Annotated in this window: 24 protein-coding genes; 12 read left to right on the top strand and 12 right to left on the bottom strand. The window is 38.3% G+C overall.

The window, feature by feature from the left end; genetic code table 11:
* Positions 1-459: a GtrA family protein gene (locus H8R91_RS08170; RefSeq protein WP_022234671.1), complete on the top strand. Its 459-nt coding sequence runs from the start codon at positions 1-3 to the stop codon at positions 457-459.
* Between the two features lie 426 nt (positions 460-885).
* On the opposite strand, the gene H8R91_RS08175 is transcribed toward H8R91_RS08170, so the two are convergent.
* On the bottom strand, positions 886-1,650 hold the full coding sequence (locus H8R91_RS08175; protein WP_186935600.1) for a dockerin type I repeat-containing protein: 765 nt from the start codon (positions 1,648-1,650) through the stop codon (positions 886-888).
* A gap of 295 nt (positions 1,651-1,945) precedes the next feature.
* Between H8R91_RS08175 and H8R91_RS08180 the strand changes: the two genes are divergently transcribed.
* The 3 genes from H8R91_RS08180 to H8R91_RS08190 all read left to right on the top strand — a co-directional run bounded on the left by H8R91_RS08180 (position 1,946) and on the right by H8R91_RS08190 (position 6,290).
* The gene (locus tag H8R91_RS08180; RefSeq protein ID WP_186935602.1) at positions 1,946-4,720 is read left to right on the top strand and encodes a YfhO family protein; all 2,775 of its coding nucleotides are present in this window, start codon (positions 1,946-1,948) and stop codon (positions 4,718-4,720) included.
* 230 nt (positions 4,721-4,950) lie between these two features.
* Entirely contained in the window at positions 4,951-5,607 is a 657-nt protein-coding gene (locus tag H8R91_RS08185; RefSeq protein ID WP_186935604.1) for a DUF4230 domain-containing protein, read from the top strand.
* 2 nt (positions 5,608-5,609) lie between these two features.
* Positions 5,610-6,290, top strand: coding sequence for a DUF4230 domain-containing protein (locus tag H8R91_RS08190; RefSeq protein WP_186935605.1), 681 nt, complete (start codon positions 5,610-5,612; stop codon positions 6,288-6,290).
* Between the two features lie 147 nt (positions 6,291-6,437).
* On the opposite strand, the gene H8R91_RS08195 is transcribed toward H8R91_RS08190, so the two are convergent.
* Positions 6,438-8,333: a glycoside hydrolase family 13 protein gene (locus H8R91_RS08195; protein WP_186935607.1), complete on the bottom strand. Its 1,896-nt coding sequence runs from the start codon at positions 8,331-8,333 to the stop codon at positions 6,438-6,440.
* Positions 8,334-8,698: 365 nt separating this feature from the next.
* Here H8R91_RS08195 and zapA point away from each other — a divergent pair, with 365 nt between their 5' ends.
* The 5 genes from zapA (at position 8,699) to lexA (ending at position 13,578) form a co-directional block, all read left to right on the top strand.
* Positions 8,699-9,193: a cell division protein ZapA gene (gene zapA / locus H8R91_RS08200; protein WP_022234246.1), complete on the top strand. Its 495-nt coding sequence runs from the start codon at positions 8,699-8,701 to the stop codon at positions 9,191-9,193.
* A 26-nt stretch (positions 9,194-9,219) separates the two neighbouring features.
* Entirely contained in the window at positions 9,220-11,286 is a 2,067-nt protein-coding gene (locus H8R91_RS08205) for a U32 family peptidase (RefSeq protein WP_186935608.1), read from the top strand.
* A gap of 200 nt (positions 11,287-11,486) precedes the next feature.
* Positions 11,487-11,927: a dUTP diphosphatase gene (gene dut / locus H8R91_RS08210; protein WP_186935610.1), complete on the top strand. Its 441-nt coding sequence runs from the start codon at positions 11,487-11,489 to the stop codon at positions 11,925-11,927.
* A gap of 65 nt (positions 11,928-11,992) precedes the next feature.
* A complete protein-coding gene (locus tag H8R91_RS08215) occupies positions 11,993-12,499 on the top strand; it encodes a flavin reductase family protein (protein WP_186935611.1) in 507 nt (168 codons plus the stop codon).
* Positions 12,500-12,990: 491 nt separating this feature from the next.
* Positions 12,991-13,578 (top strand): transcriptional repressor LexA, encoded by a 588-nt coding sequence (gene lexA / locus H8R91_RS08220; protein ID WP_022234250.1) that lies wholly within the window; start codon positions 12,991-12,993, stop codon positions 13,576-13,578.
* A gap of 645 nt (positions 13,579-14,223) precedes the next feature.
* Here lexA and H8R91_RS08225 read toward each other — a convergent pair.
* The 6 genes from H8R91_RS08225 to H8R91_RS08245 form a co-directional block, all read right to left on the bottom strand.
* Positions 14,224-14,658: a hypothetical protein gene (locus H8R91_RS08225; protein ID WP_186935613.1), complete on the bottom strand. Its 435-nt coding sequence runs from the start codon at positions 14,656-14,658 to the stop codon at positions 14,224-14,226.
* 11 nt (positions 14,659-14,669) lie between these two features.
* The gene (locus H8R91_RS08230) at positions 14,670-16,799 is read right to left on the bottom strand and encodes a hypothetical protein (protein WP_186935615.1); all 2,130 of its coding nucleotides are present in this window, start codon (positions 16,797-16,799) and stop codon (positions 14,670-14,672) included.
* Between the two features lie 124 nt (positions 16,800-16,923).
* Positions 16,924-17,121, bottom strand: a complete 198-nt coding sequence (locus H8R91_RS08235; RefSeq protein ID WP_186935618.1) for a hypothetical protein — start codon at positions 17,119-17,121, stop codon at positions 16,924-16,926.
* A 75-nt stretch (positions 17,122-17,196) separates the two neighbouring features.
* The gene (locus H8R91_RS12295; protein ID WP_279287584.1) at positions 17,197-17,325 is read right to left on the bottom strand and encodes a hypothetical protein; all 129 of its coding nucleotides are present in this window, start codon (positions 17,323-17,325) and stop codon (positions 17,197-17,199) included.
* Positions 17,326-17,727: 402 nt separating this feature from the next.
* Positions 17,728-17,901 (bottom strand): DUF6472 family protein, encoded by a 174-nt coding sequence (locus tag H8R91_RS08240; protein WP_022234144.1) that lies wholly within the window; start codon positions 17,899-17,901, stop codon positions 17,728-17,730.
* A complete protein-coding gene (locus tag H8R91_RS08245) occupies positions 17,894-18,484 on the bottom strand; it encodes an LOG family protein (protein WP_186935619.1) in 591 nt (196 codons plus the stop codon). The genes H8R91_RS08240 and H8R91_RS08245 overlap by 8 nt, the downstream gene beginning before the upstream one ends.
* 128 nt (positions 18,485-18,612) lie before the next feature.
* Between H8R91_RS08245 and H8R91_RS08250 the strand changes: the two genes are divergently transcribed.
* The 3 genes from H8R91_RS08250 to H8R91_RS08260 all read left to right on the top strand — a co-directional run bounded on the left by H8R91_RS08250 (position 18,613) and on the right by H8R91_RS08260 (position 22,268).
* Positions 18,613-19,989, top strand: coding sequence for an MATE family efflux transporter (locus tag H8R91_RS08250; RefSeq protein WP_186935621.1), 1,377 nt, complete (start codon positions 18,613-18,615; stop codon positions 19,987-19,989).
* A 253-nt stretch (positions 19,990-20,242) separates the two neighbouring features.
* Complete coding sequence (locus tag H8R91_RS08255; RefSeq protein ID WP_186935622.1) at positions 20,243-21,352, top strand: hypothetical protein; 1,110 nt, start codon at positions 20,243-20,245, stop codon at positions 21,350-21,352.
* A gap of 112 nt (positions 21,353-21,464) precedes the next feature.
* Positions 21,465-22,268 carry a DUF5640 domain-containing protein gene (locus tag H8R91_RS08260; RefSeq protein ID WP_186935624.1) on the top strand — a complete coding sequence of 268 codons (804 nt, stop codon included), beginning with the start codon at positions 21,465-21,467 and terminating at the stop codon, positions 22,266-22,268.
* Positions 22,269-22,447: 179 nt separating this feature from the next.
* Here the strand turns inward: H8R91_RS08260 and H8R91_RS08265 are convergent, their stop codons facing one another.
* The 4 genes from H8R91_RS08265 to H8R91_RS08280 form a co-directional block, all read right to left on the bottom strand.
* Positions 22,448-23,536, bottom strand: coding sequence for a hypothetical protein (locus H8R91_RS08265; protein ID WP_186935626.1), 1,089 nt, complete (start codon positions 23,534-23,536; stop codon positions 22,448-22,450).
* Positions 23,529-24,023 (bottom strand): RNA polymerase sigma factor, encoded by a 495-nt coding sequence (locus H8R91_RS08270; protein WP_022234138.1) that lies wholly within the window; start codon positions 24,021-24,023, stop codon positions 23,529-23,531. The genes H8R91_RS08265 and H8R91_RS08270 overlap by 8 nt, the downstream gene beginning before the upstream one ends.
* 322 nt (positions 24,024-24,345) lie before the next feature.
* The gene (locus H8R91_RS08275; RefSeq protein WP_186935627.1) at positions 24,346-24,843 is read right to left on the bottom strand and encodes a DUF4854 domain-containing protein; all 498 of its coding nucleotides are present in this window, start codon (positions 24,841-24,843) and stop codon (positions 24,346-24,348) included.
* Between the two features lie 102 nt (positions 24,844-24,945).
* Positions 24,946-25,134 carry a hypothetical protein gene (locus H8R91_RS08280; protein WP_186935629.1) on the bottom strand — a complete coding sequence of 63 codons (189 nt, stop codon included), beginning with the start codon at positions 25,132-25,134 and terminating at the stop codon, positions 24,946-24,948.
* Positions 25,135-25,760 lie beyond the last annotated feature (626 nt).

Genomic DNA, 25,760 nt, shown 5'->3' on the forward strand with positions numbered 1-25,760 from the left:
ATGGGCGATTTTATAAAAAAGTTTTTTGATATAAAGTTTTGGAAGTTTATTCTGGTCGGCGTAATTAATACCCTCGTTGGCAACGGCTTGCAGTTTGTGCTCTTTGCGCTTTTTGCGTGGGACAGATACGAATGGGGTGTGTGGCTCGCCTCGGCTCTCGGATACTTAATCGGCAGTATTGTAAGCTATTTTCTTAACAAATACTTTACATTTAAAAATACAGAAAAGGGTTGGAAACCGATTTTACGCTTTGCGCTGAACATTGCCGTTTGCTACGCACTATCGTATTGCATAGCGATTCCGCTAATCAAATGGATTTGTACGGCGAATAATTTTACAATGTTCTCATTTACGGTTGAACAGTTTGCAGGCTATACCTCAATGATACTCGGCTCTTGCCTGTTTGTAGCGTTCAACTACATAGGACAAAGATTCTTTGCCTTTAAAGAAAAGAAATGATAAAACAAGAATACTCCCGACATTAACATAGGTTATATCGGGAGTATTGCGATTTTTAAACGGTTATTTTTTAATTGAGAGAAATTAGAGATTACCTGAATTTTTAACTGATTATAAAAGCTTGGTCAACCTTTTATAATTGTTTGGCAAAATACTACCCTAATCATTAAAACAAAGATGTGATATGCTTTATAGGTAAAAAACTGAAAATCTATTAATAACTATCGGATAATAAAAAGTTTTGTCAAACTTAGTCTTAGCACGCAAACAGTCAAGCTGTTTACACCCGACAGATTGCTATGACGGAAAATTTTATCCCCTGTTTTTGTCGATTTTTGACAAGTACATTGGTACTACTGACAATTTAACTCCTGCAATATTGTATCAAACGCAAAACCCCCTCTCCGCTCGGAGAGGGGGTTAGATTTACTGTGCTAAATATTCTGTATAAAAGTTAATTTCTGTAATATTTTCGATGTCAGCCTTATTCAGTCTGTAAATATTATTGCGACAACACTTTTCGCCATACTCCATAAAAGTTTCGACCTCATAATCATATACTATCAGCTTGTTTCCGTCAAGCGCAAAGGCGTTTATTCCTGTATAATCATACCAATCCCTGGCTGTGAGCATTACAAAAAGAGCGTTATCCTTGAAAAACTCGTCGTCAAATTCCGGCGACTCCGCTTTAAACAAATCGACAAACTGTTCCTTTGATGTTATGAGAGAAATTCCTTTAACTGAATTTCTCCTCATTTCATCAACAGTCATAATGTAATTCTCCGGTGTGTCGATTGTTTCATATTCAATAATATCGCCTTTAGAGTTACCGTTATAGTCATAGACATAATAGCGCATAGGAATGTTTTTATATGAGCTGTCTGTTTTTTGATAGCAAGTATATTCCGTACCGGCAACCATTTTCTGCAATTCTGTAATGTCATTTACATTAAAAGCGCCGTCACCGTCAAAGTCGATATGCTCAAGAGCAGTGCCCGAAATTGTACCATTTCCGCCAAGCTGTAACTGTAATGCAGTAATGTCTGATACACTTGCTACACCGTCTGCGTTGTAATCGCCGATTTTTGTATATGTAAACTTTTGATTTTCTGCCGCAAATGCAGGTGTTACTGCCGTTGCTCCCATACAAAGTGCAAGCGCCGTTGATACTAATATTTTAGATTTTTTCATAGTCCTGCCTCCCTTTTTCATTAATTTAATAAAATCATACCATAAAACAACGAATATGTATATAACAGTGGAAAAAAGCAACATAAAATTTTATCCCTTGTTTTTGTAGATTTTTGACAAGTGCATTGGTACTACTGACAATTTTTCAAAATTCATTTTCTTTTTTTAAAATATTATTTACCTTGACTAAATAAAGTGTTACAATATATAAGTTATAGTATATGCAAAAGCATAACTAATCGGTAATGCCCTGTCTTTAAAAGGGCAAACACAATTTTATGGAGGTTTAATTCTTATGCTTATGACAGCTTTACAAACAAAAGCAAAAAAGCTGCCCGAAAAGCCTGCGGTTGAGCAAAAGGGATTTAAGGCATTTTTAAAGAAAAACATTTACATTATAATTGCCTTTTTCCTGCCGTTTGTTCTTATGACCATAGGCTTTGCGATAATGGAGGTTTCTCCGTTTGGCGACAAGCAAATTCTTGTTACTGACCTTTGGCACCAGTATTATCCGTTTTTGGTAGATTTTCAGGATAAGCTTAAGCACGGCGAATCACTGTTCTGGTCTTGGACGCAGGGCGGCGGCGTAAATTACTTTTCGCTTATGTCATACTACCTTGCAGGCCCTATGAATTTCTTGTGCGTATTTATTCCGTCACAGTGGCTTAGGGAATTTCTTATGTTCAGCGTTTGTGCAAAGGTTGCCTTTGCAGGCTGCTTTACAGCGATTTTCCTGCGCTCGGTTTTCAAAAAGAACGATTTTTCTCTCGTTGTGTTCGGTACAACTTTTTCGTTCTGCGCATTCTTTATGGGCTACTATTGGAACACAATATGGCTTGACACGGTCTGCATTACTCCGCTTGTGGCACTCGGAATTGTTAAACTCCTTACAGAGGGCAAATTCAGACTGCTTACAATTACTCTTGCGGTTTCTTTGCTTTCAAACTACTACATAGGTTTGTTTACCTGTATTTTCGTTCTTCTTATTTTCATTGCATACAGCATTGTTAAGTGGGACGGCTTTAAAAGCTTTTTTACAAAACTTGCAAAAACCGCACTTTTCTCATTACTTGCAATCGGTATGACGGCATTCTTCCTGTTGCCTGCGTTCTTTGCCCTGCAAAACACCCACGCAACCTCGAGTACATTCCCGTCTACATACGCAATTAACATAGGCTCTACAAACGACCTTTTGGGTACGCTTGAGGCTATGAAAAAGATTTTCTCAAATCTTCTTACATTCATAACTCCGGCAACAAAAGAGGCTGACTCCCTGCCTAACATTGCCTGCGGTACAGTTTCTTTGGTACTCGGCATCGTATTCCTTACATCTAAGAAAATCACACTTAAGGAAAAAATCGTTGACGGCTGTCTTGTTCTCTTTATGATGTTAAGCTGCGTTATCCGTCAGCTCGACTACATTTGGCACGGCTTCCACTTTACAAATATGATTCCTTACCGTTTCAGCTATCTTATCAGCTTTGTAATTGTGGTTATGGCTTACAGAGCATTTATGCTGATTGATTTTACCACCTGTTGGGATGTAATTTTGGCGGCGCTCTTCTCGGCAGTTATCATTCTGATTGCCATTGATACACAGGAAACATACGCTATCGTGGGTACAGCCGTTATTGCGGCACTCGTATGCATTGTGCTTTTCCTCTATACAAAAAGAATTATTCCAAAGCAGGTGCTTTTGATTATACTTGCGGTCATAGTCGTGGGCGAAAGCGGTGCTACCGCATATATCGGTGTTAAAACCACAACCGTAACGGGCACATTCGATTACCCTCGAGGTGAGGGTAACACAGCCTCTGTAATTGAATATATGGATAACCTCGAAAAAGATACCAAGGAAATGTGGCGTGCCGAAATGACAAGCACACAAACCCTCAATGACGGTTCACTCAACGGCTATAACGGACTTTCAATGTTCAACTCAATGGCTAACGAAGATATGACCGTATTCTTTGAGAACTTCGGTATGATGGGCTGGCAGAGCGGCAACCGTTACACATATGCCGAAAGCTCGCCTGTAACAAACACATTTATGAACCTAAAGTATCTGATTTCAAGAGAGGGTACTTACAAAAACAGTTATGACCTTACAAATACCTACCAGTCGGGCGGCATAACCTTGCTCAAAAACGAACATTACATTCCTATGGGCTTTATGGTTAATTCCGACTTGCTCAAGTGGCAGGTAAACAAAAACGAGGACCAGTTTAACCCGTTTGACCAGCAAAACGATTTCTTTAAACTTGCAACAGGCGTAAACGAAAATGTATATACACAGCTTGAGGTTGTTTCGCAGGGACACACAGACTACTCACAGTTCCCCGTAAATAAACTTTCTTACGGCAACTACAGCTACAACTGTACCGATACAACCACAACACCGCACCTTAAGTGGAACTACACGGCGCCGTACTCGGGATATGTGTATGTTTATGCCGACATTGACGGTAAAGACGATGTTTCATTTATGATAAACGACGATTCGACAAATACACAAACTCTCGGAATGGGCAGACCGTACATTGCTTGCGGCGGATATGTAAACGAGGGTGATAAAATCTCTGTTTATGCCGAACTTCCGCAGGGACAGGCAGGCAGTGCGCATGTGTATGTAAATATGCTCGACCAAAATGTTTATGAACAGGGATACGCACAGATAAGCAAAGATGTTATGACAACAACCGAGCTTACAGGCTCATCTATGAAGGGCACAATAAACGCAAGCGAGGACGGACTTTTCTACACCTCTGTTCCTTATGAAGAGGGCGGCTGGACCGCATATGTTGACGGCAGAGAAGCTGAAATTACACCTGTCGGCAATGCGCTTATAGCATTCAACCTCAACAAGGGCGAGCACAGCATAGAGCTTGTGTATTATCCAAAGGGATTTAAGCCGGGCGCTGTTGCAACGGCGGTATGCCTTGCAGGATTTGTGGCAATTTGCGTTTATGTTTACATTATTAAAAAGAAAAAGGGCGGAACCGCAGCGGAAGAAATCACCCCTACCCCACCGCCTGTAAAAACTCAAAAAAGCAAAAGCCCAAAACATTAATACTTGATTTGATAAAAAGGCAGTTTCGTAAATTCGGAACTGCTTTTTTGCGTGTATTTTGGCTTATAAATATAACATTAACATTATAGATTTAAAAATTATTTAACTAAATCTGTGCGTGAAAAATAATTTTCTCAACCTTTGAAAAAAAGTTGTTACATATTGAAAAAGTTGTCGGATTATGGTACTATTTGTTTGTAAACACGAATACTCAAGGGAGATAACGAGATATGAAAGAAGAATATTCTTTAGAAAAAAAGAAAAAGCTAAGTCTTAAGAAAATCATTGTTTTTGCAGTAGCGCTGATAGTTATAGTTGTACTCACACTGACTCTTGTTGTACCCAATTTAAGCAAAGAAGAGGAAACTCAGCCTGTAATTCTTACAACTTCAACCCTGCAAAAAATTATAAATGTAAGCGAGCTTTCTACCTGCAGTGCCGTGTATAACGGAATTGCGCAGGTAAATAATCCCGACAAACCCGCTGAAGTGAACTATTATGTAGCTTACGAGGCAAAAATAAAGGCAGGCTTTGATCTTGATAAGGTTACCACCGACATAAAAGATGTTGACGGCAGTGACGGAAAGTCAAAACTTGTAATAATTAACATTCCAAAAATCAAAATAAACGAAACCGAAGTGGATATAGCTTCTCTTGATTTTATGTTCCTCAATAACAGCGCTAATACTTCAACCGTGACCGAAGAGGCTTACAAGGCGTGCAAACTTGATGTCGAAAGCGAGGCGGCAGACCAACAGGCAATTTACGATTTGGCAAAACAGAATGCAGAATCTGTAATAAAGGCGCTTGTTCAGCCTATCTTGGAGCAGGTAAACGAAGAACATCCCAACATACATTATGACCTGAAAGTGAATACGGAGGAATAAAAATGAAAAAGATACTTGCACTTGTACTTTCTGTGCTCACGATTTTAAGCTGCACCGCCTGCGGAGTAAAAGAGGCGGAAGAAACCAAAACCAATAACACCGCTCCAAAGATTTCACAGATGAAATCCATTTGCGAGCTTGCGGTTATGGAATGTTACTATCACAATGTTGCAAAATTCACCGAAAAAGATGCGTCCGGCTGGTGGCTGTGGAAAAAAGATAAGCATTTCTGGATAGAATACAACGGTAAAGTGAAACTCGGCATTGATGCATCGCTTGTAACAATGGAGATTAACGATAACGAAATCACGATTACAATGCCGCCCGCAACTGTGCAAAGCTGTACAATTTACGAATCATCACTTTCAAAGGACAGCTACATAGTAGATGCCAATTCAGCCGATATAACTGCAGAAGATGAAGTTAAGGCTTTTAACGAGGCACAGACAAAACTCGAAGAAACCGCTGCCGCCGACACAAGTTTGCTTTCGGAGGCACAAACAAGAGCGCAGACCTTGCTTGAAGATTACATAAAGAATATAGGAAATTCCGTCGGCAAGGAATATATAATAAATTGGAAATATCTAGATTCAAACGGAAATTTGACAAGCAAAACAGAAACTGCCGAAAATAAAACTGAAGAAAGTCAAGTTGAAAAAACCACAACCGCCTCAACAGAATAAGATAACCACGCAGATTTTAGTCACGGACTAATAAAGCGATATTTAAAGAATTATAGTGTAATCACAATAAAGGAAAGAACAAAAGAACGGTCTGCACGCTGCAAACCGTTCTTTAAGATTTGGTATAAATAAAATTTGTAGTTTTAATTAATAAGCAAGGCTCAATCTTCTGTCTGTTTCATTAATAATAAATGCGCAGCTGAGCGGCGGAATTGTTAATTTTCCGTTTTCGAGCTTTGTATCTAAAATAGGTGTACCGTCTGCATATCCGGGCGGTGGGTCCAGAATTCTTTCTTCATTGCTTGCATTAAACGCACAATAAAGCGATGACTTGCTGTCAAGACGGATATAGCTCAGAAAATTTTTGTCAGCCGTAACCTTTACAAAATCACCGTCCCAAAGCGGTGAGCAGGACTTTCTTAAATTACCGAGAGCCTTATGCCACTCGATAAGTTCCTTATCCTCTCTGCCCCACGGATAACAGCAACGGTTGAACGGGTCACGATAGCCCTCAAGACCTGCCTCATCACCGTAATATACGCACGGGAAACCCGGTAAAGTATACTGCATACCTACGGCAAGCTTTAAAAGTGCTATACCACGCTTACGCTGGTCGTAGCTTAACTTTTGATTTGCCTGCCACTGACGATCTCTGCCGTTGAGCGGCTCGCCTGCAATAACTGTAAGCGCACGCTCTGTATCGTGAGTTGAAAGTGAGTTCATAAGAACACGGATAACCGGACGAGGATAGTTCTCTATGACACTCATAATCTGATTCATAACATACTTGGCATCTGCGCCACGGCAGAAATCAAGGATTGCATTTCTGAACACATAGTTCATAACAGAGTCAAGCTCTTCGCCGAGCAAGAACCGTCTTCTTGCGCCGTAGCTTTCCTTGTTACTTGCGTCTTCCCATACTTCGCCTACAATAAAGCCCTCGGGATCTTCTTCCTTTACCGCTTTACGCAGATTTTCCATAAACTCGTCGGGAAGTTCATCGGCAACATCAAGACGCCAGCCCGAATTTCCGTAACGCATATAGGTTCTTACGATACCGTCTTTGCCGTTGATATATTCATTGAACTTCGGGTCGGTTTCGTTTACCTCCGGCAAGGTGTAAAATCCCCACCATGAGTGGTAATCATTCGGCCAATTGTTAAACTTATACCAGCTGTAATACGGAGAATTTTGATCTCTGTAAGCGCCTGTATGCTCGCCGTATCTGCCGTTTCTGTTAAAATACTTACTGTCAGAACCTGTATGAGAGTAAACACCGTCGTTAATTACATGGATTCCTCTCTTTTTAGCCTCTGCACAAAGATTTATGAAATCCTCGTTTGTACCGAGGATAGGGTCAACCTTTGAATAGTCGCCTGTATCGTAACGGTGGTTTGAGTATGCCTCACTGATAGGATTAAGATAAATACAACTTACACCCAACTCCTCAAGGTAGTCGAGTTTTTGAGTAATACCCTTTAAATCACCCATAAAGAAATCGCTGTTTGTAATTTCGCCGTTCTCGTTAGGCCACCACTGTGGGAGTGCATACCAATCTGTATTGCGCTGAAAATCTGTACGGGTAAGGTTCTTTTCTTCGCCGCTGAAATTAAATCTGTCAGGCAAAATCTGATACATTACACCGCCAACAGGCCACTTTGGAGTTGTAAAACCCTTTTTGTAGCAGGTAAGCTGCCAACTTCTGCCCGGTGAAGTTTCTATGGTGCTGATATTATACGGATCAGACGGTACAATATATCTGAGACCGTATTTTGTTTGAAGTTTAAAGCCATACCAGTACAGACCGATTTTGTTAGGAGTAAAGTCAGCCTCCCAGATTTCAGTAGCGTCATCAAATGTGCCGCACCAGAAAAAGCCGAAGTATTCCCAGTTGTAATCGTAGTCATACTTTACTGCCAAATCCGCTCTCTGAGTGTGGAGATCTCTTGGCAAAAGTATTCTTAAATGTATGGTTGTTCCCTCTTCTACCGCACCGAAAGGTGTACGATAGTAAATTTTTTGTGAATCAAAAGGAACTGGCATATAATCACTTCCCTGTAAAATAATATTCCGCAAAAGGCTTTTTGATATGTAATATTAATAAACTGTTATTAATTACTATCAAAAAAAGCAATATTATCATTAGTAAAACAATGCGAAATCGACAAAACTCTACCGTTTTGTCGCACATACTATATATTAACACAAGAGTTAGCAGTTTACAATATAATTGACAAAAAACAACAAAAAACCGACATATAAGGATAATTATGTCAAAATTAGATTACAACTTTAACATAATTCTTTAATAACGCATCTTTTTATATTATAATTTAGTGTGGATTATAATTTATTGTAAAAAACTCTGTTATTTTGCAGGCAGAGTCTGAATATGGAGAGGTGCTGTAATGAATACTAAAAGAAAAGTCAGCGTGCAGATTGAGGGCAGGAGCTATGCGCTGATTACTGCAGATGACGAAAAATATGTGCAAGGCGTTGCCGATGATGTTATAGCACAAATCAAGAAAATTGTAACATCAACAAATCACCTTGACACAAGAGATTGCGCTATATTGGCGGCACTTAATTTTTGCGATGACCGCAACAAGGCTTTGCGCAATAAAAAAGAGTGCATTTCAAAGGCAGATAAGATTATTCGTCAAACAAATGACCTTAATAAGCAGTGTTCGGAGTACAAAACCCGACTTGCAGAGGTTATTAACGAAAACACTGCACTTACCCGCAAATATAAAAGACTTGAAAAGGAAAACGAACAATTGAGAAACGCTCTGCAAAAGGCGGTTAATTCTGCGCAGGCAGAGGAAAACGAGGGCGAAGATGATGAGGAAAGCGATGAAATCATCCGCAAAATGCGCCAACAGCAGATCTCGCTTTTTGATTAATTATTTGATTGATTACAATAATGGTTATGGAAAATAAAATTGAAATTCTTGCGCCTGCAGGCAGTATGGACAGTGTTATTGCTGCCGTACGAAGCGGAGCAGACGCTGTTTATCTGGGCGAAAAGGAATTTTCCGCCCGTTCTTCTGCGCATAATTTTGACGAAAACGAGCTTAAAGAGGCGGTTCGTTACTGCCATATTCATTCGGTAAAGGTGTATGTCACCTTAAACACAATTGTTTTTGACGATGAAATGCAAAGGCTTAAAGAGGCTGTGCTGATTGCCGCAAGAGCAGATGTTGACGCACTTATTGTACAGAATATGGGTGTCGCACGCCTTGCCCGTCAGCTTGTGCCGTCAATGCACCTGCACGCATCCACACAAATGAGCGTTCACTCGTACCTCGGTGTAAAGGCTCTTTATGAAATGGGCTTTGAACGGGTTGTGGTTTCAAGGGAAATGAGCAAAAAAGAACTTGAAAAAGCCGCCGAAATCCCCGTTGAACTCGAAGTATTTGTACACGGTGCGCTTTGTATGTGCGTTTCGGGACAATGCTACTTCAGCGCAATGCTCGGCTCAAGGAGCGGAAACCGAGGTGCTTGCGCCCAGCCGTGCCGTCTGCCGTTTTCGGTAGGAAAGGTTAAGGACGGTCACGCACTAAGCCTTAAAGACAACAGCATTATACCATATATTACGCAGCTGCAGGAAATGGGTGTAGCCTCTGCTAAAATTGAGGGAAGAATGAAACGCCCCGAGTATGTGTCTGCCGCTGTGCGTGCCTGCAAAGAACAGCGTGACAACGGATTTATAAGCGACGATACGGCAGAAATTTTGAAAAATGTTTTTTCACGAACAGGATTTACCGACGGTTATTATACAGGCAAAACAGGCTATGAAATGTTCGGATACCGCAGAAAAAACGATGTTGTATCGGCAGACGAAAAACTTTTTTCAAAAATCCGTCAAAGCTACAAGGACGAGCTTTCCGATATTGCAATAAACGGTACATTCACGGCGAAAATCGGCGAAAATCCGACCCTTGAAATCACGGACGGAACGCATAATATAAAAGTTACTTCCGAATTTGTCTGTCAAAAAGCAGAGAAGGTTGCGCTTGACAAGACAAAATGCGAAACCCAGCTTAAAAAGACGGGCTCAACGGCATATTTTTTTGAAAGCTTGAGTATAAATACAGAGGACAGCCTCTCGTTACCGCTTTCTGTTTTGAATGCGATGCGCAGAGAGGCACTTGCTCAACTTGACGATTTAAGGGCAAAGCGGCATAACTACAAAATAAATGATATTGAAATTACAGCACCCGACACTTCCTGTGTGCCAAAAGGCAACGGAATAAGGGCAAGAATGACTACCGCAAAGTTTTCACCCGCTTTCAACGCCTGCGAACTTATTTATGTTCCTATTTATACCGATAACGAAAAGCTGAAATCGCTTATGGCTGACGGCTGCAATATAGGTGTGGAAATTCCGAGAGGACTTTTTAAAAACGAAGAAAGAATAGCAAAAAGGCTAAGCGAGGTAAAACAGCTTGGTATAAATGACGCACTCTGCGGAAATCTTGCCGCCGTGTATATGGCAAAAAGCGAAAATATGCGTGTACACGGAAGTTTCGGACTTAACCTTGTAAACACATATGACCTGCTCTGGGCGGAGGAATACGGACTTGAGGATGTTGAACTCAGTTTTGAACTTACTTTTGAGCGAATAAACCGCCTGGGCGGCACAATCAAGAGGGGCATTATCACCTACGGATATCTTCCTCTTATGCTTACGGTAAACTGCCCCGCAAAGAGCGAAAACATTTCTTGCAAAACTTGCAAAAACAACTCAAAAATGACGGACAGAAAGGGTGAGAAATTCCCGCTGAAATGTGACGGAATTTGTACCGAAGTGCTGAACTGTGTACCCCTTTATATACCCCAAAATGAGTTTTCAACACTTTCAACATCTTTTTATTCACTTCGTTTAACTGTTGAAAACTATGTTGAAAATGTGGAAAGTATATGCGAATTTACGCAAAATCCGATGTTAAAAGTCAAATCAACAAGAGGTTTATATCTAAGGGGTGTTAAATAGCATTGTTAAAACAATGTTAATGTTAATAACTCTGTTTAAATTGTTTAAAAGAATTAAATTAATGCCTTGTTACAAAAATTACAGGTTTTTAATATTCTAATAAAACATTATTAAAATTCAGTAAATTTTTCTTTTGCAAGGAATTTAAAAAAATCCTGCAAAACAAGATTACAAATGCAACTTAATTTGAAAGGACAGTTATGGATTTAAAGATAAAAAAAGTAAAAGATAACGCAAAAATTCCCAAAATCGCAACAAGCGGTGCCGCCGGTATGGATTTATATGCCTGCATTACCGAAAAAATCACCGTTGAGCCGCAGAAGATTGCGGTTATTCCCACGGGTATAGCAATCGAGTTGCCCAACCCGTCGGTTGCCGCATTTGTTTACGCCAGGAGCGGGCTCGGCATCAAGCACGGAATCTGCCTTGCCAACGGCGTTGGCGTGATTGACAGCGACTACAGGGGCGAAATCTGCGTCGGTCTTTGCAATGTTTCGGATAAACCTTACACCGTCGAGCCGTTTGAAAGAGTGGCACAAATGGTGATTGCACCTGTAATCGTCCCAACCGTTACAGAAGTCAGCGAACTTTCCGATACAGAGCGTGGCGAGGGCGGTTTCGGCTCTACAGGCACAAAATAATAAAATAAAATAAAAACCTGCTCTCATCTATTTTAAAGCAAGAGCAGAATTTAAGGAGGATATTTATGTCAGATTTTAAGAAAATTAATCCGTCAGACATCAACGAAAGTGTTTTTGATCTTATCGGCAAGGATTGGGCGCTTGTAACAAGCGGAAATTCCGATAAATTTAACACAATGACAATCAGCTGGGGCGGCGCAGGCATTATGTGGGGCAAGCCTGTTGCGTTTACATTTATTCGTCCGCAGAGATATACATTTGAATTTATTGAGAATAACGGTTACTACACAATGAGCTTTTTTGACGAAAAATACCGTGACGCACTCAAGCTTTGCGGTTCAAAGAGCGGCAGAGATATTGACAAAGTTGCCGAAACAGGTCTTACACCTGCTTTTACAGAGGACGGTATTCCATACTTTGCAGAGGCTAAACTTGTACTTGTATGTAAAAAGATGTACGCACAATTTTTGAACGGCGATAGCATTGTTGATAACGACGCTGTAGATAAGTGGTACGACAACGACTTCCATAAAATGTATATCAGCGAAATCGTTGAGGTTTTGACAAAATAATATAATTATTTGCAATAATTAATCTATAAACAACAGGCAGGTGTAATAGTACATCTGCCTGTTGTTTTGTGTTGTATTTACAGTCAATAAAATGCTCTGCCGGGCCTTTAAAAAGGCTTGACCTAAATTTAAATTTTTTAATCTAAACCTAATCCGCATAATTCCCCCAAAAATTGAAAAGCACCGTGCTGATGATGATTACACGGTGCTTTCCTGTTCTTAAAAAAATGAGGGGTACAATTACGGGCCGAGTGCCCGTATTGAGGAGGGTAGAACAATATACTCGGCGGTTGCGGTTCCGCCTTTTGAGTACAGTTATATTAAACTATATTTATTTGAAAATCATGTGAAGTCAATATGAAAACCTATTGAAAAAAATATTTTTCAAAACATAAAACAAATGTTTGATTTTTCAGAGAAAATATGTTATAATATTATAGGCCGTAAATAGTTTGTTACAAATCGGCACTTTTGCAATTTGTGAGGTTACTATGAAACCATTAAGCAAGAGCCAGCAGGCTATATTTAATTTTTTAAAACAGTGTGCAGATGAAGGCAGAACTCCGTCTGTGCGTGAAATATGCGAGGCTACGGGGTTAAAATCAACTTCAACTGTTCATCATCACCTAAGCGCACTCGAAGAAAAAGGACTTATTGAGCGTGAGCACGGTTTAAACCGCTGCATACGCATCGCAGGTGAAGAGCGCAGTGTAAATGTCCCTCTTGTGGGCAGTGTTGCGGCAGGTTATCCTATCCTTGCCGTTGAAGAAATCGAAACATACATACCTATTCCCGAAAGTCTTAGCCGTGGCAGAGAACTTTTTGCACTGCATGTAAAAGGCGAAAGTATGATAAAAGCAGGTATTTTTGACGGTGACATTGTAATTGTAAACCGCACACCTGTTGCGTCCAACGGCGAAATAGTAGTTGCCCTTATCGGCGACGAGGCAACGGTTAAACGATTTTATAAGGAAAACGGTCATTTCAGATTACAGCCTGAAAATGACGATTTTGAACCGATTATCGCAGATGAAGTCGCTATTCTGGGTAAAGTTATTTCATTAATCAGATATTTTTAATTTGCCCTCAAACAGCAAAATAAAAAATGTTTACTAACAAAAATTCCGGTACATTAAGGTTTAGCGGAATCCTTTGTCAAGCAATTATAAAAGGTGGTGGGTGTGGGCAAGCCCGCAAATACTTTCCGTTTATGCAATCTGACGATAGGTGCTGTAAAAAACAGCATATCAAAAAGCCGAGATTCACGAAAAAGTGAGCCTCGGTGATTTTTTTGCTTGCATTCTTGAAATTGTATAAAAATATGATATTAAAATATGAAGAATGTTAAAAATGTTTAAAATTTGGGCATAACTCGAAAAGGTGCAAAACCAAGCACCTTTATGTAGAAAACTTTTTAGTTTTATGTACCTTGTTGATATGGTTTTTCGTTGATAGTAAATTATATCACAAAAATGACTGCATTCCTACCTTTCGGTTAGAATGCAGTCGTTTTTTTATTTAGGCTGTTTTTTACAGCTCCTTTAAATGCCGTTTAAAATCGTTTAATTTGCGTTTTAATGAATTGGTGGTGTAACTTTACATTTTAAATAATAAAGCTGATATAAAGCAAATAAAGTAAAGTCAAATGTTATTGTGTTTCTGATAAAGTATTTCATCGCAAATTGAAATAGTAAGTTGAAACAATTTTTAACTCATAGGCTTTGTCAAGAAAAGTGTGTAAGTTTTTTAAAAATCATAAAAACGCATATTGTTAAATGAAGATGAAACAATAAAAAAGAATATCCATAGAAACGATTTCGTAGTAGAATTAAGTTACCACAACAAAAATCCGAAAGGAAACCGTCACTATGGATCCACTTAAGTTTATTTTCTGTACTGTCGGCGCTGTTTACGGAAAATCTTGTTGCGCCAATCATACAATCCTTTGAAAAATTACCGTATGTGCTCGGGTTACTGCTTTTATTGGTTTCATTATCCCGGGTGAGCACACTGTCAAGCGGAGTGAGAGTTGAAGTTTCGGTAATGTAAATTTTTCTCGGATTCTGCATTCTCATATAAAGGTCAAAGCAAAGGTAATCAACACCGGGAGTTGCCTGCGACCAATCGACATCTTCGTTGGGCTGTGCCGACTTATTCATAGCATACCTGCTTATTCTCCGCAGAAATATATGCCGATAATTCCCGTTGACTGTATTCTTCTGTTTTGAGAAACAGTTACTTTGCAATCAGCTGTTTCTTTGATTTTACCTGCAATCTCGTCGGCAACCTCACTTCCAACGCCTGCAAAGCTGATAAATACAGGCTGTCCCTCAACACCGCCGAATGAAGAAACAGTGTCGCCGATAGCTACATCGTATCTTGTAACGCCTGCATAAAGTTTTAAGAGTTTTGCGGAACCGTGGGTGTACATTGTGAGTGTAATACCCTTTGGTGTGGGCGCAATCATAATTGCTCTGATTGCCGCTGTTGCCGATACAAGGTGGTCGGCAAAGTCTGTTCTGCCCTCAGATGCGTATTTTTCGGCAAGCATTGCCATAAGTCCTACCGAACCTGCCGCATAAGCCGCCTCGAATACCTCTTTTTTCTTCTTAAAGAGCTTATTTTCGCCCTTTGCCTCTGCAATTTTTTCTTTTGCTGTTTTTTCAGCCTGACGAACTTCGTCTTTAGCTTTCTTTTTAACATCAGCTATAGTATCGTTCATCTTCTTGGTGGTTTCTTTTTCAAAATCAGCCATTCGCTTTTCGGATTCTTTGGTAATGGTCTTGATTTCTTTGGCGTGGTTATCGTTAAGTTCTTTTACATTCTTAGCGTTTTCCGCATTAATATCGGCAATCTGCTTTTCGTAATTCTTAATCTGAGAGGTGTAATCCGCTTTCATGGAAGTAAGCTGTCCCTCGTAATCGGATTTCAAATTAGCTGTTGCGGTTGCGTTTTCTTTATTAATAGTATCAATTCTGTTTTCATAATCGCTCTTAAGCTGTGCAACCTCGTTGCTGTGGTTAGTATTTAACTCGGCAATCTTATTTGCATTATCTGTGTTGAGCTTTGTTACATATTCGTTGTGAGCGGTCTGTGCGTCGTCAAATTCTTTCTGCTTTGCACTAAGTCGGTTTGCAAAATTTTCTTCCGCAATTCTTGTTTTTTCGGCAAAGTCGGCATTCATCTGCTCTACCTGCTTTGCGTGACTTTCTCTTTCGTTTTCAAGAGCAGCGATTTTGCCCTCCTGTGTCTTTATAATGTTTGCCTGCTCCTCAATCTTTTGCTTTTGCTCTGCGATTTTCTGCTTAAGTTCCGTAATCTCCGCAGTAAGTTTTTCAATTTCTTCTTTGCGCACTGCCTCTGTCTGTGCCTCAAGTACCATTTCCTTTACCTTTTCGGGGCGGTCAGCCTCTTCTTTGGCAAGGGCATTTTCTTCTTCGTACTTTTCCTGCAGCATTTTTCTGAGTGCGGGGTTAGTGGTAATCGACATCATAAAATGCTGAAATTCCATAGCAAGATATACATCTTCCTTGTTCTCGTCAGTCATCTTACCGTTGAACTCTTCGCCTACGAGTTCAAAGCCCTGCTTTTTGTATGTATCAAGGAAGCTCCACAACTCTACTGCCTTTTTAAAGTTAGGGTTTTCCTTGAGCAGGTTAGTCTGTGTGAGCGGTGGTTTTACCTGCGGTTCTTTTGCAATCTCCTTCATAAGCGGAGTTGCAAGACACTCGTTAAGTCCCTGACGAATTCTGCGGATACGGTCAAAATCTGAAAGCGACTCAATATCCTCTACATCAAGGTCTTCTGCAAGTGATTCGTGGTTTTCGTTTACATAATTAACGCTGAAATCAAGCTTTTGCTGATTAAGCTCAAGGTGACGGTTCATTGTTATATTATTGTAAGAATCGTTAGGTACATCTTTCATTTTTGAATATTTGTCATCAACAAACATAAGCGCCTTGTGAATAAGTGTCAAAAGCACACGATTTTCGTAAATAGCAAAACCCTCCTCACGCTCAACCGTAAGAATTTTCTTTGCCTTTTTAATGCGAACAACATTTTCTGCCTGTTTGATAAATCTGCGCTGTTCGTCAATTGCTTTTTGAATATACGGCAGGGTTTCTTCGATTGCGATAACCCAATCCATATCAATTACTTTTTCATTAGTTTTGCCGAATATAGAATCTTTGCCCTCGTCCCCGTCTTTGAGAGCCTCTTCTATATAATTGTGAGTAAAATCCGATTTCAGCATATCCTGCATATATTTGTAAGATCTGTAATACTTACTAAAATCCACCATTTTAGACACTCCTTATAATTTTATTTTAGCGTAACAAAAGCCATTATATATAGTTTATCAGCAAAAATGAACAATGTCAATAAATCAGCTAAAGGGCAAACAAAGTTCGCCCTTATTTTGCAAATTATACAAGCTTTTTGAGCATCTTTAAGTAGTCTTTACATTCGTTCATATTTTCTTCACCGAACAGCTCGTCAAGATAAGCAAGCAAGCCGTCAATTTCATCTCTTATATAAGAGAGATTAAGCGCCTCAAACTTTCTGAAAACTTTGCGGGCAAGAACATAATCAAGTCCGTCGATTTCTGTACCGTAGTTTTCCATACCTACATTAAGCTGTGCGCTTACTGAAATGCTTAAATTGAGGTTATCTACACCGGCAAAAGTATTTACGCTGAATCACGCAACCGTTGTGGTAACCATAGAGAGCAAAGTGATGACAGTTATAAAGATTATCAAGCGTTTACGCTTATGACGGGAGATATTTTCGGCCATCATACGCTCAACAGCTTTACCCAAAAAACTCATCACTCACTCCCCCTCTCTTGTAATTTTCCGCATTCACAAAACAGTTTGTTTGTAAACATTACTACATTTTTTCTATAAGCCACTATATTATTTTAATACTTTTGGCACACCATTTCAACGGAAATATCAATATTAGAATAACTTTTGTATAGTTGCACTAACAAAACAGCAAAAGTTCGGTATTTTGAATAGTTTATATTTTTACGGATTATATCTTTTTATTATTCTATCTGTTTATAAATGACAATAAAAACAAAAAAACTTCCTTGTAAAAAGGAAGTTTTTTTGATAAAATATAAAAAAAGACAAAAATTGAATTTTTCTGAGATTTTAAATAAATATTATAAATCTTTAATCGATGTGAATTTTATATTCACATTATATTTTTGGAATAAAGAAGATTTAATTTTGTTTCTGCACGATTTTGTACTCGTCATAGAGCCTGAAATAATGGCATTGTTCGGTATTGCCTGTCAAAAACTTTTCCATTTCGTCTTCATCAAGACTCAAAGAACAGTAGTCACCGTACTCGTCATCTTCCACAAAATATGTGCATTGGTCACAACGATCAGCCATTGTTGTCACCGTCCCTTAAAAAGCCGTACTTATCATAGGTATATTCTTTATAGTTGTCTATCTGCTCAAAAACCTCTTGTTCGGTATTTGCTACGGTAAAGAGTTTAAGACAATCGTCACTCATAAAGCCCTCTGATACGGACTTTTTCATCATATTTATGAGTGAATCGTAATATCCGTTTACATTGTACATAACAATCGGCTTTCTGTGCTGACTAAGCTGTTTGAGAGTAAGCACTTCAAAAAATTCTTCAAAAGTGCCGATACCGCCTGCGCAAATTACAAAAGCGTCCGCACGGTCTTCCATTACACCTTTACGCTCACGCATTGTGTCCGTAAAAACAAGTTCTGTGCACTTGTCGTAAAGAACATTGTCTTTCTTGAAAAATTCAGGCGCTACACCTATAAGTTCACCTTTTTCAGAGGTTACGCCCCTTGCGGTCGCACCCATTACACCGTATTTTCCTGCGCCGTAAATTACGGCATCGCCACGGTTTGCAATCGCTCTGCCCAGACTTTCGGCGGTATCTATATAAATTTTCTCTATCTGCTCGCTTGAAGCACCGAATACGCAAATTTTCATTTTATTTATCCTTTCATAATATAAAATCTTAAAAACAATTATAAGCAATATAAGGTTTATTTTCTGACCTTATTATACAATATTAAAATATAAAGTCAACATACATCTTGTAAAGGAAGTGTTTTTTTATGGCTGAGTCGTCTGCCAAATTAAAGAAAAAACAAGTTGATCCCTTAAAACGAACAGTATTCAGTCTTGCACTGCCGATATTTTTTCAGTCACTGCTCGGACTTTCGCTCGGCTACATTGACACTATTATGCTGTCAAACTACAATGACATTGCAGTCGGTGCAATAGGCAATGCAAACTCTATTCTCGGATTTTTAAACCTTGCGTTCAACATTATATCGAGTGCAACGGGCGTTATTGTAAGCCAATACCTCGGCGCAAAGCAATTTGAAAAAATGAATAAAATCTACACGGTTGCAATTTCATTTAACCTTGCGCTAAGCGTGGTAATAAGTCTTATTGTATTTTTGTTCAGCGAACCCCTACTTATTATTATGCAGGTACCTGCCGAAATGATACCTGACGCCAATATGTATATGAAAATAGTCGGCGGTACAATATTTACACAGGCGGTCTTCAATGCTTTTTCATCAATATTTATGAGCCACGGCAAAACGGGATTCGGAATGTTTGTATCCCTCGGTATGAATATTGTAAATATCGTGGGTAACTACTGTTTCCTTTACGGCCCGCTTTCTTTTCTTGACCTTGGCACAGAGGGTGTTGCGATTTCTACATGCTTAAGCCGTATTTTTGCGCTTGTAGCCGCAATTATTTACTTCTATAAGGTTATTCAAGGCAGACTCGGTATTAAATACCTCCGTCCGTTCCCTATAAATATTCTTAAAGAATTGTTAAAACTCGGAATCCCGACCGCAGGCGAAAACATAAGCTATAACTTTTCACAGCTTGTGCTGCAGGCACTTATCAACACAATGGGAATGGTCGCAATTAACGCACGAATTTACGCAAATATGATGTGTACTTTTACATATATGTTTGCTTATTCCGCTGCCATTGCAACGCAGATAATTGTAGGACACAGCGTTGGCGCAAACGACTACGACTTTGCATATAAAAGAGTTATGAAAACGCTAAGAATCGGTATGATAGTTTCGATTTCCATTGCCGTTATTAACTGGCTTGTATCGGGATATACTTTCAAAGCATTTTCAGACGATATGGCAGTTGTCGAGCTTGCTTCAAATATGATGTTCATTTCGATTTTCCTTGAAATAGGCAGAACAACAAACATTGTAATCATTAACTCCATGAAAGCCGCAGGCGATGTAAAATTCCCGACAATACTTGCAATCTTCTCAATGTGGGGCATAAGCGTACTGCTTGCGTATGTGCTCGGAATTGTAATGAATATGGGACTTGCAGGCGTATGGATAGGTATGGCGTGCGATGAAATATTCAGAGGAATTATTGTGTTTATCCGTTGGCAGAGAGGCACTTGGAAAGGCAAAAGAATCGTATCTTCCGCCGCATAAGTTTTATTTAAAATTGCATATTATAATCAGTCCTGTAAGGCTTTAATGCTTTGCAGGACTTTTTGTATGATTTTTTGGATTTTTATTAAAGGTTGACCAAACTTTCAGAACAAAACCTTATTATTTAACGAAACCCACTCTTCGACAAATCCTGATAACCAAACAAAAAGTATTGACAAACAATTTTGTTTCTTATTATAATAAATAGGCAGAAAATTCTGAATATATCAAAAATAAGGAATATAGGAATAATATGAACGAATTTAAATTTTACGGTGAAGAAAACACGGAAAACGATGATGCCGTGCAGTTACGGGAACAACAGGCAGAAAAAGAGGCAGAAAAAGAAAGAAAATACAAAAAACACTCTGTTTTGGACAACACGGCTTTATTTCTGTTTATCGTGTTAATTGCGGAAAATACGATACTCTTTGCAACAAGAATATTTTTCCAAGAAGAAATGTATGCAAAAGCTATGCCTTTTTTTATGGAACTGTTTATACTTGTTCTGGGCGCAGGCATTTTTTCGGCATACAGATATATTTACCACTCGCTCACAATAACTAATATGAAAGCAATAATCATTACGGAGGCTGTTCTGATAATCGGCGAATTTATTGTATACAGCTTTTGCGTCCCCGTACTGCTGTGGTTTTTGATTGCTTTAAGCGTCGCTTTCATTATATATGCGGTAAAGTATTTGAATTGCAATATATTTATACGGCTTGCTATGTGCCTTGTGCCTATTGCAGTGCTTTTGGTGTGCAATATCATTTGTTTAAGAAGTTTTGAATTTACTCCACGGTATGTTTATATATCAACTTCGGGTTATAGCGACAAAACAAACGATGAAAGTAACTTTTATTATAAAGAACCAATCAACACAGTATATGCTGATGCTATTGACAAATATGTGTACTCCGACGACTTGAAGGACAACGCAATAGACGAAATAATAAACCTTACAGATGCGGTTTCCGGTACATTAATGGGAATACGCAGTACCAAAGATACATATGACAGCTTAAACTATTTAAATGAGATATACAGCAAAGTTATGCCTATGGGTGATGTAATTAATGTTGACAACAGATATAACGACGAATTTTTTAAAAAATATTCGTTATACTTATGTGCGATAGAGTTAGACAACAAAGACGATACCGTGGTATGTACAAATATGTACTACTCCGAAAGATATACAAGCCCCCACATAACTTACTGCCGCAGTAAAGAAAACAGCGAAGATAACGAAAAAGCCGTATGCATTATTATTTATGAAGTGCCCGTTGATGTTGAAGCAAAAGTTTATACAAAACTCGGAGGCTTTTCGGAGAAAACCGCACAAATCAGATACCGCTGACACAACGGTGTGCATAAATTATTACAACGATATTGACTTTTACAGCAGATAATAATAAAATTAATATGTTGAGGAAAAACCGCCTCAAAATTAAATTTGGAGTAATTTTGCAATGAAAAAAATTTTTACTAAGTCGATTATAACCACACTTGTATGTTCAATGCTTGTCGTAACTGCGGCCGGTTGTTCAAACGGCACAAATGCCGAATCGAGTAGCAGTACACCGACAGAAACTCAAGCGACACAGGCACAGACAACCGCACCCGAAGGAGTGAATTTCAGCCTTGATGCTCTGCATGCACCGCTGAAAAATCCGGCAGACCCATTTGCCGGATATTGGAGAATAGCGGAAGGCGCAGGCTCTAAACTTGAAAGTTTTACTTTTTTGTTTAACGGTAAAGGCGGAGCATCGATTATTGTGGGAAATATGGGATATTGCGGCAAATATTCGGTCGGCACTGACGAAAGTACAGGCGAAGAAACCTTTAAATGTCAGCTTTTGTTCGGCATTAACGGCGAGTATTCATATACAGTTGCCGAGGACGGCAAAAAAATTACAATTACAAATAACGGTGAAGATTCAGTGCTTGAAAAGGTGGATAATCCGACCTTTGTTCCAAGCGCACCCGAAAATCCGCAGATAGACGAAAAACTTGTAGGCGCATGGGACAGCGGAACAGGACTTTACTATTACTTTGGCGAGGACGGCAGAATGTACTGCAACTCCTACGGCACAACATTTACATATTTCACATACAATACAAAACTCAATAAGGTGACAGCCGTTTATGATATGGACGGCGAGCAGACAGACACATATGATTATACCTTTGACGGCAATGACCTTGTGTTTGACGGAATGAAATATACACAAATAACACCTGAAAAAATGCTCTCTGCAATACAGTCATATTGATAATCGAATATTTAAAGACCGCTATTTTGATGATAGCGGTCTTTTTTGTATGTTTATTAAATTACAGATTTTGAAAAGCATCAAAATTCCTGCCAAACAATTATAAAAGTTTGGTCAACCTTTTAAAGGTTTGACCTAAATTTTTAAATTTATTAGTTTGACTATTCGCTAAACCAAACTCACACCAATCTGAAAGTAATACTCGGGAAATTATCTTCCCCGCCGCAATTGCCGTTATTGTAAGAAATTCTGATTTTTTCGCTTTGAACACTTCCGTCCGTAAACTGCACGCTTACATCAATCTCTGCCCCGTCAACAATTTTTGAAAGTATGCTGTTATTTATATTTTCCATCTTTGTTTCAAGAGCATTTTCCTCATCTGTAACTTGAATTTCTCCGTCATCACTCATACAATTTTTCGCTCTCATACTTAAAAGTTCACTGTCAAGTCGGTAATATTCGTCTACCCAATTGTCAATTTCACTGTCTGTTCTGTCGGTTTCAACCATAAGATTTATCGCTTTATCAAGTTTTATCTCCTGTTCGTTTTCACTCGGGTTTTTTACCGTAAATGTAAATCCGTCACAAAACTCCCCATATAAACCGTCCGAATGTTCTTTAAATTCCGCTTTTGTATATTGTGAATTATCAAGACTTCCGTAATTTGAAAAATCTCCGATTTCGGCTATGGCTATACCGTTATAATAATTATAACTATTGCCGTCTTCTGCATCTTCCGTATTTTCATTATCGTTTATATATGAATTTATAAGAAAATAAATTCCTTTTTGTTTTGAATTAAATGTCACGCTCTCAATATTTTTTCCGCTGATTTTAAGGTTTGTAAGTTCAAAATCATTAAAATAATCGGTTTTTCCCTGTGCGTTTCGATAAATCGTGTCATCATTATTAAAATCTTTCAATAAATATTGACTTCCGTTGACCGATGAAAATACACCTATTTCAGACTTGTCCTCAATTTCGGCGGCGTTTGCCGTTATTGTAAAAATATTTTTATTTGAGGAAATTCGCTCTGTATTCGGTTTAAAAAATCCTGCATATATTGCAACAAATACAAACACTGCGGCTATTGCTGCCGCTGTTCCTGTTTTCAAATTGAAAACTTTGTGCGATACATTGTTTTGTTTATATTGTTTTTCGGTATCACGCATTACTTTTATCAATTCAGCTTTCTGCTTTTCGCTAAGTTTAATATTTTTCACATTATTTTTATATACTTCCGCATTAAAATCTTTTTTATCAGTCATATGATTGCTCCCTTTCAATAATTTCTCTAAGTTGTTTTCTGCCCCTTGCAAGTCTTGATTTAACCGTTGATTGTGTTACATTCAGTATTTTTGAAATCTCACTGATTTTTAAATCTTCATAATAAAACAAATAAATCGCAACGCTGTACTTTGGCGGCAATTGCATAACGAATTGAAAAATTGCTTTATCAAAAGTATTATCCGACACACCCTGTTCTCTTGCCTCGGCAAGCGGTACGCAATGGCGAACATATGCCGATGTTTTGCAGCTTTTGGCGCAATTTACGGCAACACGCAAAAGCCATGCTTTCAGATGACTGCGGTCTTTGATTTTATGTTTGTTTTTAATTAATCTTATAAAAACTTCCTGACACACATCAAATGCGTCAGCACTGTTTTTTGTTATGTTCAAAGCCACCCTGTAAATCGTATCGGAATATTCATTTACGACATCTGTAACAAAATCATCGTTGTTTAAATCATTCATTATTTCACCACCTTTGTATATAACACTTTTTTAATTATAAAAAGGTTGCAAAAATATTTTTATTTTAATGGGAATTTATTGAAAGTTGGGAAAATTATGGTTTAACACAGTGTTTAAGGCAAATAATTTAAAAATTCAGGTCAAGGCTTTTCAAAGGTTGACCAAACTTTTATAATTTTTACGAAATACTCTGCTAAACCCTAATTATTAACTTTATTCCAAAATTCAAACAGACCATTTAAACACCATACAAAAATAATCACCACCCCTAACAGGTGATGATTAAAAATTATTATAAAATTTGTTAGTGATATTGCAGCTTTTAATTTTCGGATACAGATTCATCAAGAACGGTTTTATCATATTCTTTTTCCGATATTACAGAACCGTCGCTGTTACAAAACCTTAATACCACAATCGGATTTTCTTCCTTTACATTGCCTACAAGCTGCTCCATCAACGGCTTTACGGTCGATTTCATTTCTTCAAACTTTTCGTCAAACGCTTTCTTTATCTGCGGCAATGCCTCATCGCCTACAGTTTCAAGATATTTGTACTCGTAAACAAATTTGTTATCCTCCGCATAGCAATCAAAATCATACATACACTCATATGATTTTTTCATACTGTCTATGGCCTTTTGGGTTTCTTCTGCTTTTATATAGTCCTCTATGCTCGCAAAACTTTTTTCATCACCGCTGTTCTGTGCGGATATTTGCGTAGTTTCGGTTTTACTGCTTTTTGTTTCAGAATTATTTGTGCAGGCAACAAATATCAATGCTGTAGCAATGCAAATGAATATTGCAAAAAATCGTTTCATAAAAAACTCCCTGTTGTTTTATAATATTTTCATTTTATCATAAAAAGTTATATAAAACAACAATCACCACCCATAAAAGGTGGTGAGCTGACAACTTTTCACTTATACCGATTTCTCATCGTTTGAATTAACATCTGATGTTGTTTCCTCAAGAATTGACTTATCAAATGATTTTTCTGTGATTACAGAACCGTCATTATTTACATACTTTACAGAAATAATCGGATTTTCAATATCTACATACTCTAAAAGTTCTTCCATAAGATCAGAATAAATGCAATAAAAATACACATTTTACAAACCGCTAAGCAATATTTTGAAAGTATAACTATATCATACAAAATTGTATATTTTTTATTGGTAATAATGATATGTAAATTTTGATACTATTATAATGTACAAACAAATTTTATTGTGTTTGCCAAGCAATTATAAAAGTTTGGTCAACATTTTCAAAGGTTGTAGGTATGGGCAAAGCCCACAAATACTTTTTACTAACGCTGTTGTGTTCAAGCCGGCAAACAGCGAAGCAGTTTGTGTCTGATAAACTATATAATATCGGAAGATATTATGAGCTTTGCTTAACTCGTGTGCTAAACAATAATCTGCTCCAGCTTTTAATAAAGCAGCAATATAAGCTACCTAAAAATTCAAAAATAAAGTACAGTAAAACTTCCACGCACAAAAGGCAAACAAAAAAGCACTACCGAAGTAGTGCTGTAATCTCAAAACTCACCTTAAAGGTGTATATTAAAGGGAGTACCCTGAAAACTGAATAAAGATTAAGCAAAGTGAGATAAGCAATATTGTAAATACTTTAATAAGCTGACCAAAAGACTCTTGTGGTCAAGCCCTCGACCTATTAGTACTGCCAAGCTAAATGCCTCACGACACTTACACACGCAGCCTATCAACCT

The organism is Ruminococcus intestinalis (assembly GCF_014288065.1).
GTDB lineage: Bacteria > Bacillota > Clostridia > Oscillospirales > Acutalibacteraceae > Ruminococcoides > Ruminococcoides intestinale_A.

Bases quoted from the DNA above. Each gene is read 5' to 3' on its own strand.
- H8R91_RS08235 (WP_186935618.1), bottom strand. From the start codon at position 17,121: ATGGAAAACTACGGTACAGAAATCGACGGACTTGATTATGTTCTTGCC.
- H8R91_RS08175 (WP_186935600.1), bottom strand. From the start codon at position 1,650: ATGAAAAAATCTAAAATATTAGTATCAACGGCGCTTGCACTTTGTATG.
- H8R91_RS12295 (WP_279287584.1), bottom strand. From the start codon at position 17,325: ATGAGTTTTTTGGGTAAAGCTGTTGAGCGTATGATGGCCGAAAATATC.
- H8R91_RS08255 (WP_186935622.1), top strand. From the start codon at position 20,243: ATGAACGAATTTAAATTTTACGGTGAAGAAAACACGGAAAACGATGAT.
- H8R91_RS08250 (WP_186935621.1), top strand. From the start codon at position 18,613: ATGGCTGAGTCGTCTGCCAAATTAAAGAAAAAACAAGTTGATCCCTTA.
- H8R91_RS08215 (WP_186935611.1), top strand. From the start codon at position 11,993: ATGTCAGATTTTAAGAAAATTAATCCGTCAGACATCAACGAAAGTGTT.
- H8R91_RS08195 (WP_186935607.1), bottom strand. From the start codon at position 8,333: ATGCCAGTTCCTTTTGATTCACAAAAAATTTACTATCGTACACCTTTC.
- H8R91_RS08190 (WP_186935605.1), top strand. From the start codon at position 5,610: ATGAAAAAGATACTTGCACTTGTACTTTCTGTGCTCACGATTTTAAGC.
- dut (WP_186935610.1), top strand. From the start codon at position 11,487: ATGGATTTAAAGATAAAAAAAGTAAAAGATAACGCAAAAATTCCCAAA.
- H8R91_RS08170 (WP_022234671.1), top strand. From the start codon at position 1: ATGGGCGATTTTATAAAAAAGTTTTTTGATATAAAGTTTTGGAAGTTT.
- H8R91_RS08265 (WP_186935626.1), bottom strand. From the start codon at position 23,536: ATGACTGATAAAAAAGATTTTAATGCGGAAGTATATAAAAATAATGTG.
- H8R91_RS08185 (WP_186935604.1), top strand. From the start codon at position 4,951: ATGAAAGAAGAATATTCTTTAGAAAAAAAGAAAAAGCTAAGTCTTAAG.
- zapA (WP_022234246.1), top strand. From the start codon at position 8,699: ATGAATACTAAAAGAAAAGTCAGCGTGCAGATTGAGGGCAGGAGCTAT.
- H8R91_RS08240 (WP_022234144.1), bottom strand. From the start codon at position 17,901: ATGGCTGATCGTTGTGACCAATGCACATATTTTGTGGAAGATGACGAG.
- H8R91_RS08260 (WP_186935624.1), top strand. From the start codon at position 21,465: ATGAAAAAAATTTTTACTAAGTCGATTATAACCACACTTGTATGTTCA.
- lexA (WP_022234250.1), top strand. From the start codon at position 12,991: ATGAAACCATTAAGCAAGAGCCAGCAGGCTATATTTAATTTTTTAAAA.
- H8R91_RS08275 (WP_186935627.1), bottom strand. From the start codon at position 24,843: ATGAAACGATTTTTTGCAATATTCATTTGCATTGCTACAGCATTGATA.
- H8R91_RS08245 (WP_186935619.1), bottom strand. From the start codon at position 18,484: ATGAAAATTTGCGTATTCGGTGCTTCAAGCGAGCAGATAGAGAAAATT.
- H8R91_RS08225 (WP_186935613.1), bottom strand. From the start codon at position 14,658: ATGAATAAGTCGGCACAGCCCAACGAAGATGTCGATTGGTCGCAGGCA.
- H8R91_RS08180 (WP_186935602.1), top strand. From the start codon at position 1,946: ATGCTTATGACAGCTTTACAAACAAAAGCAAAAAAGCTGCCCGAAAAG.
- H8R91_RS08205 (WP_186935608.1), top strand. From the start codon at position 9,220: ATGGAAAATAAAATTGAAATTCTTGCGCCTGCAGGCAGTATGGACAGT.
- H8R91_RS08270 (WP_022234138.1), bottom strand. From the start codon at position 24,023: ATGAATGATTTAAACAACGATGATTTTGTTACAGATGTCGTAAATGAA.
- H8R91_RS08230 (WP_186935615.1), bottom strand. From the start codon at position 16,799: ATGGTGGATTTTAGTAAGTATTACAGATCTTACAAATATATGCAGGAT.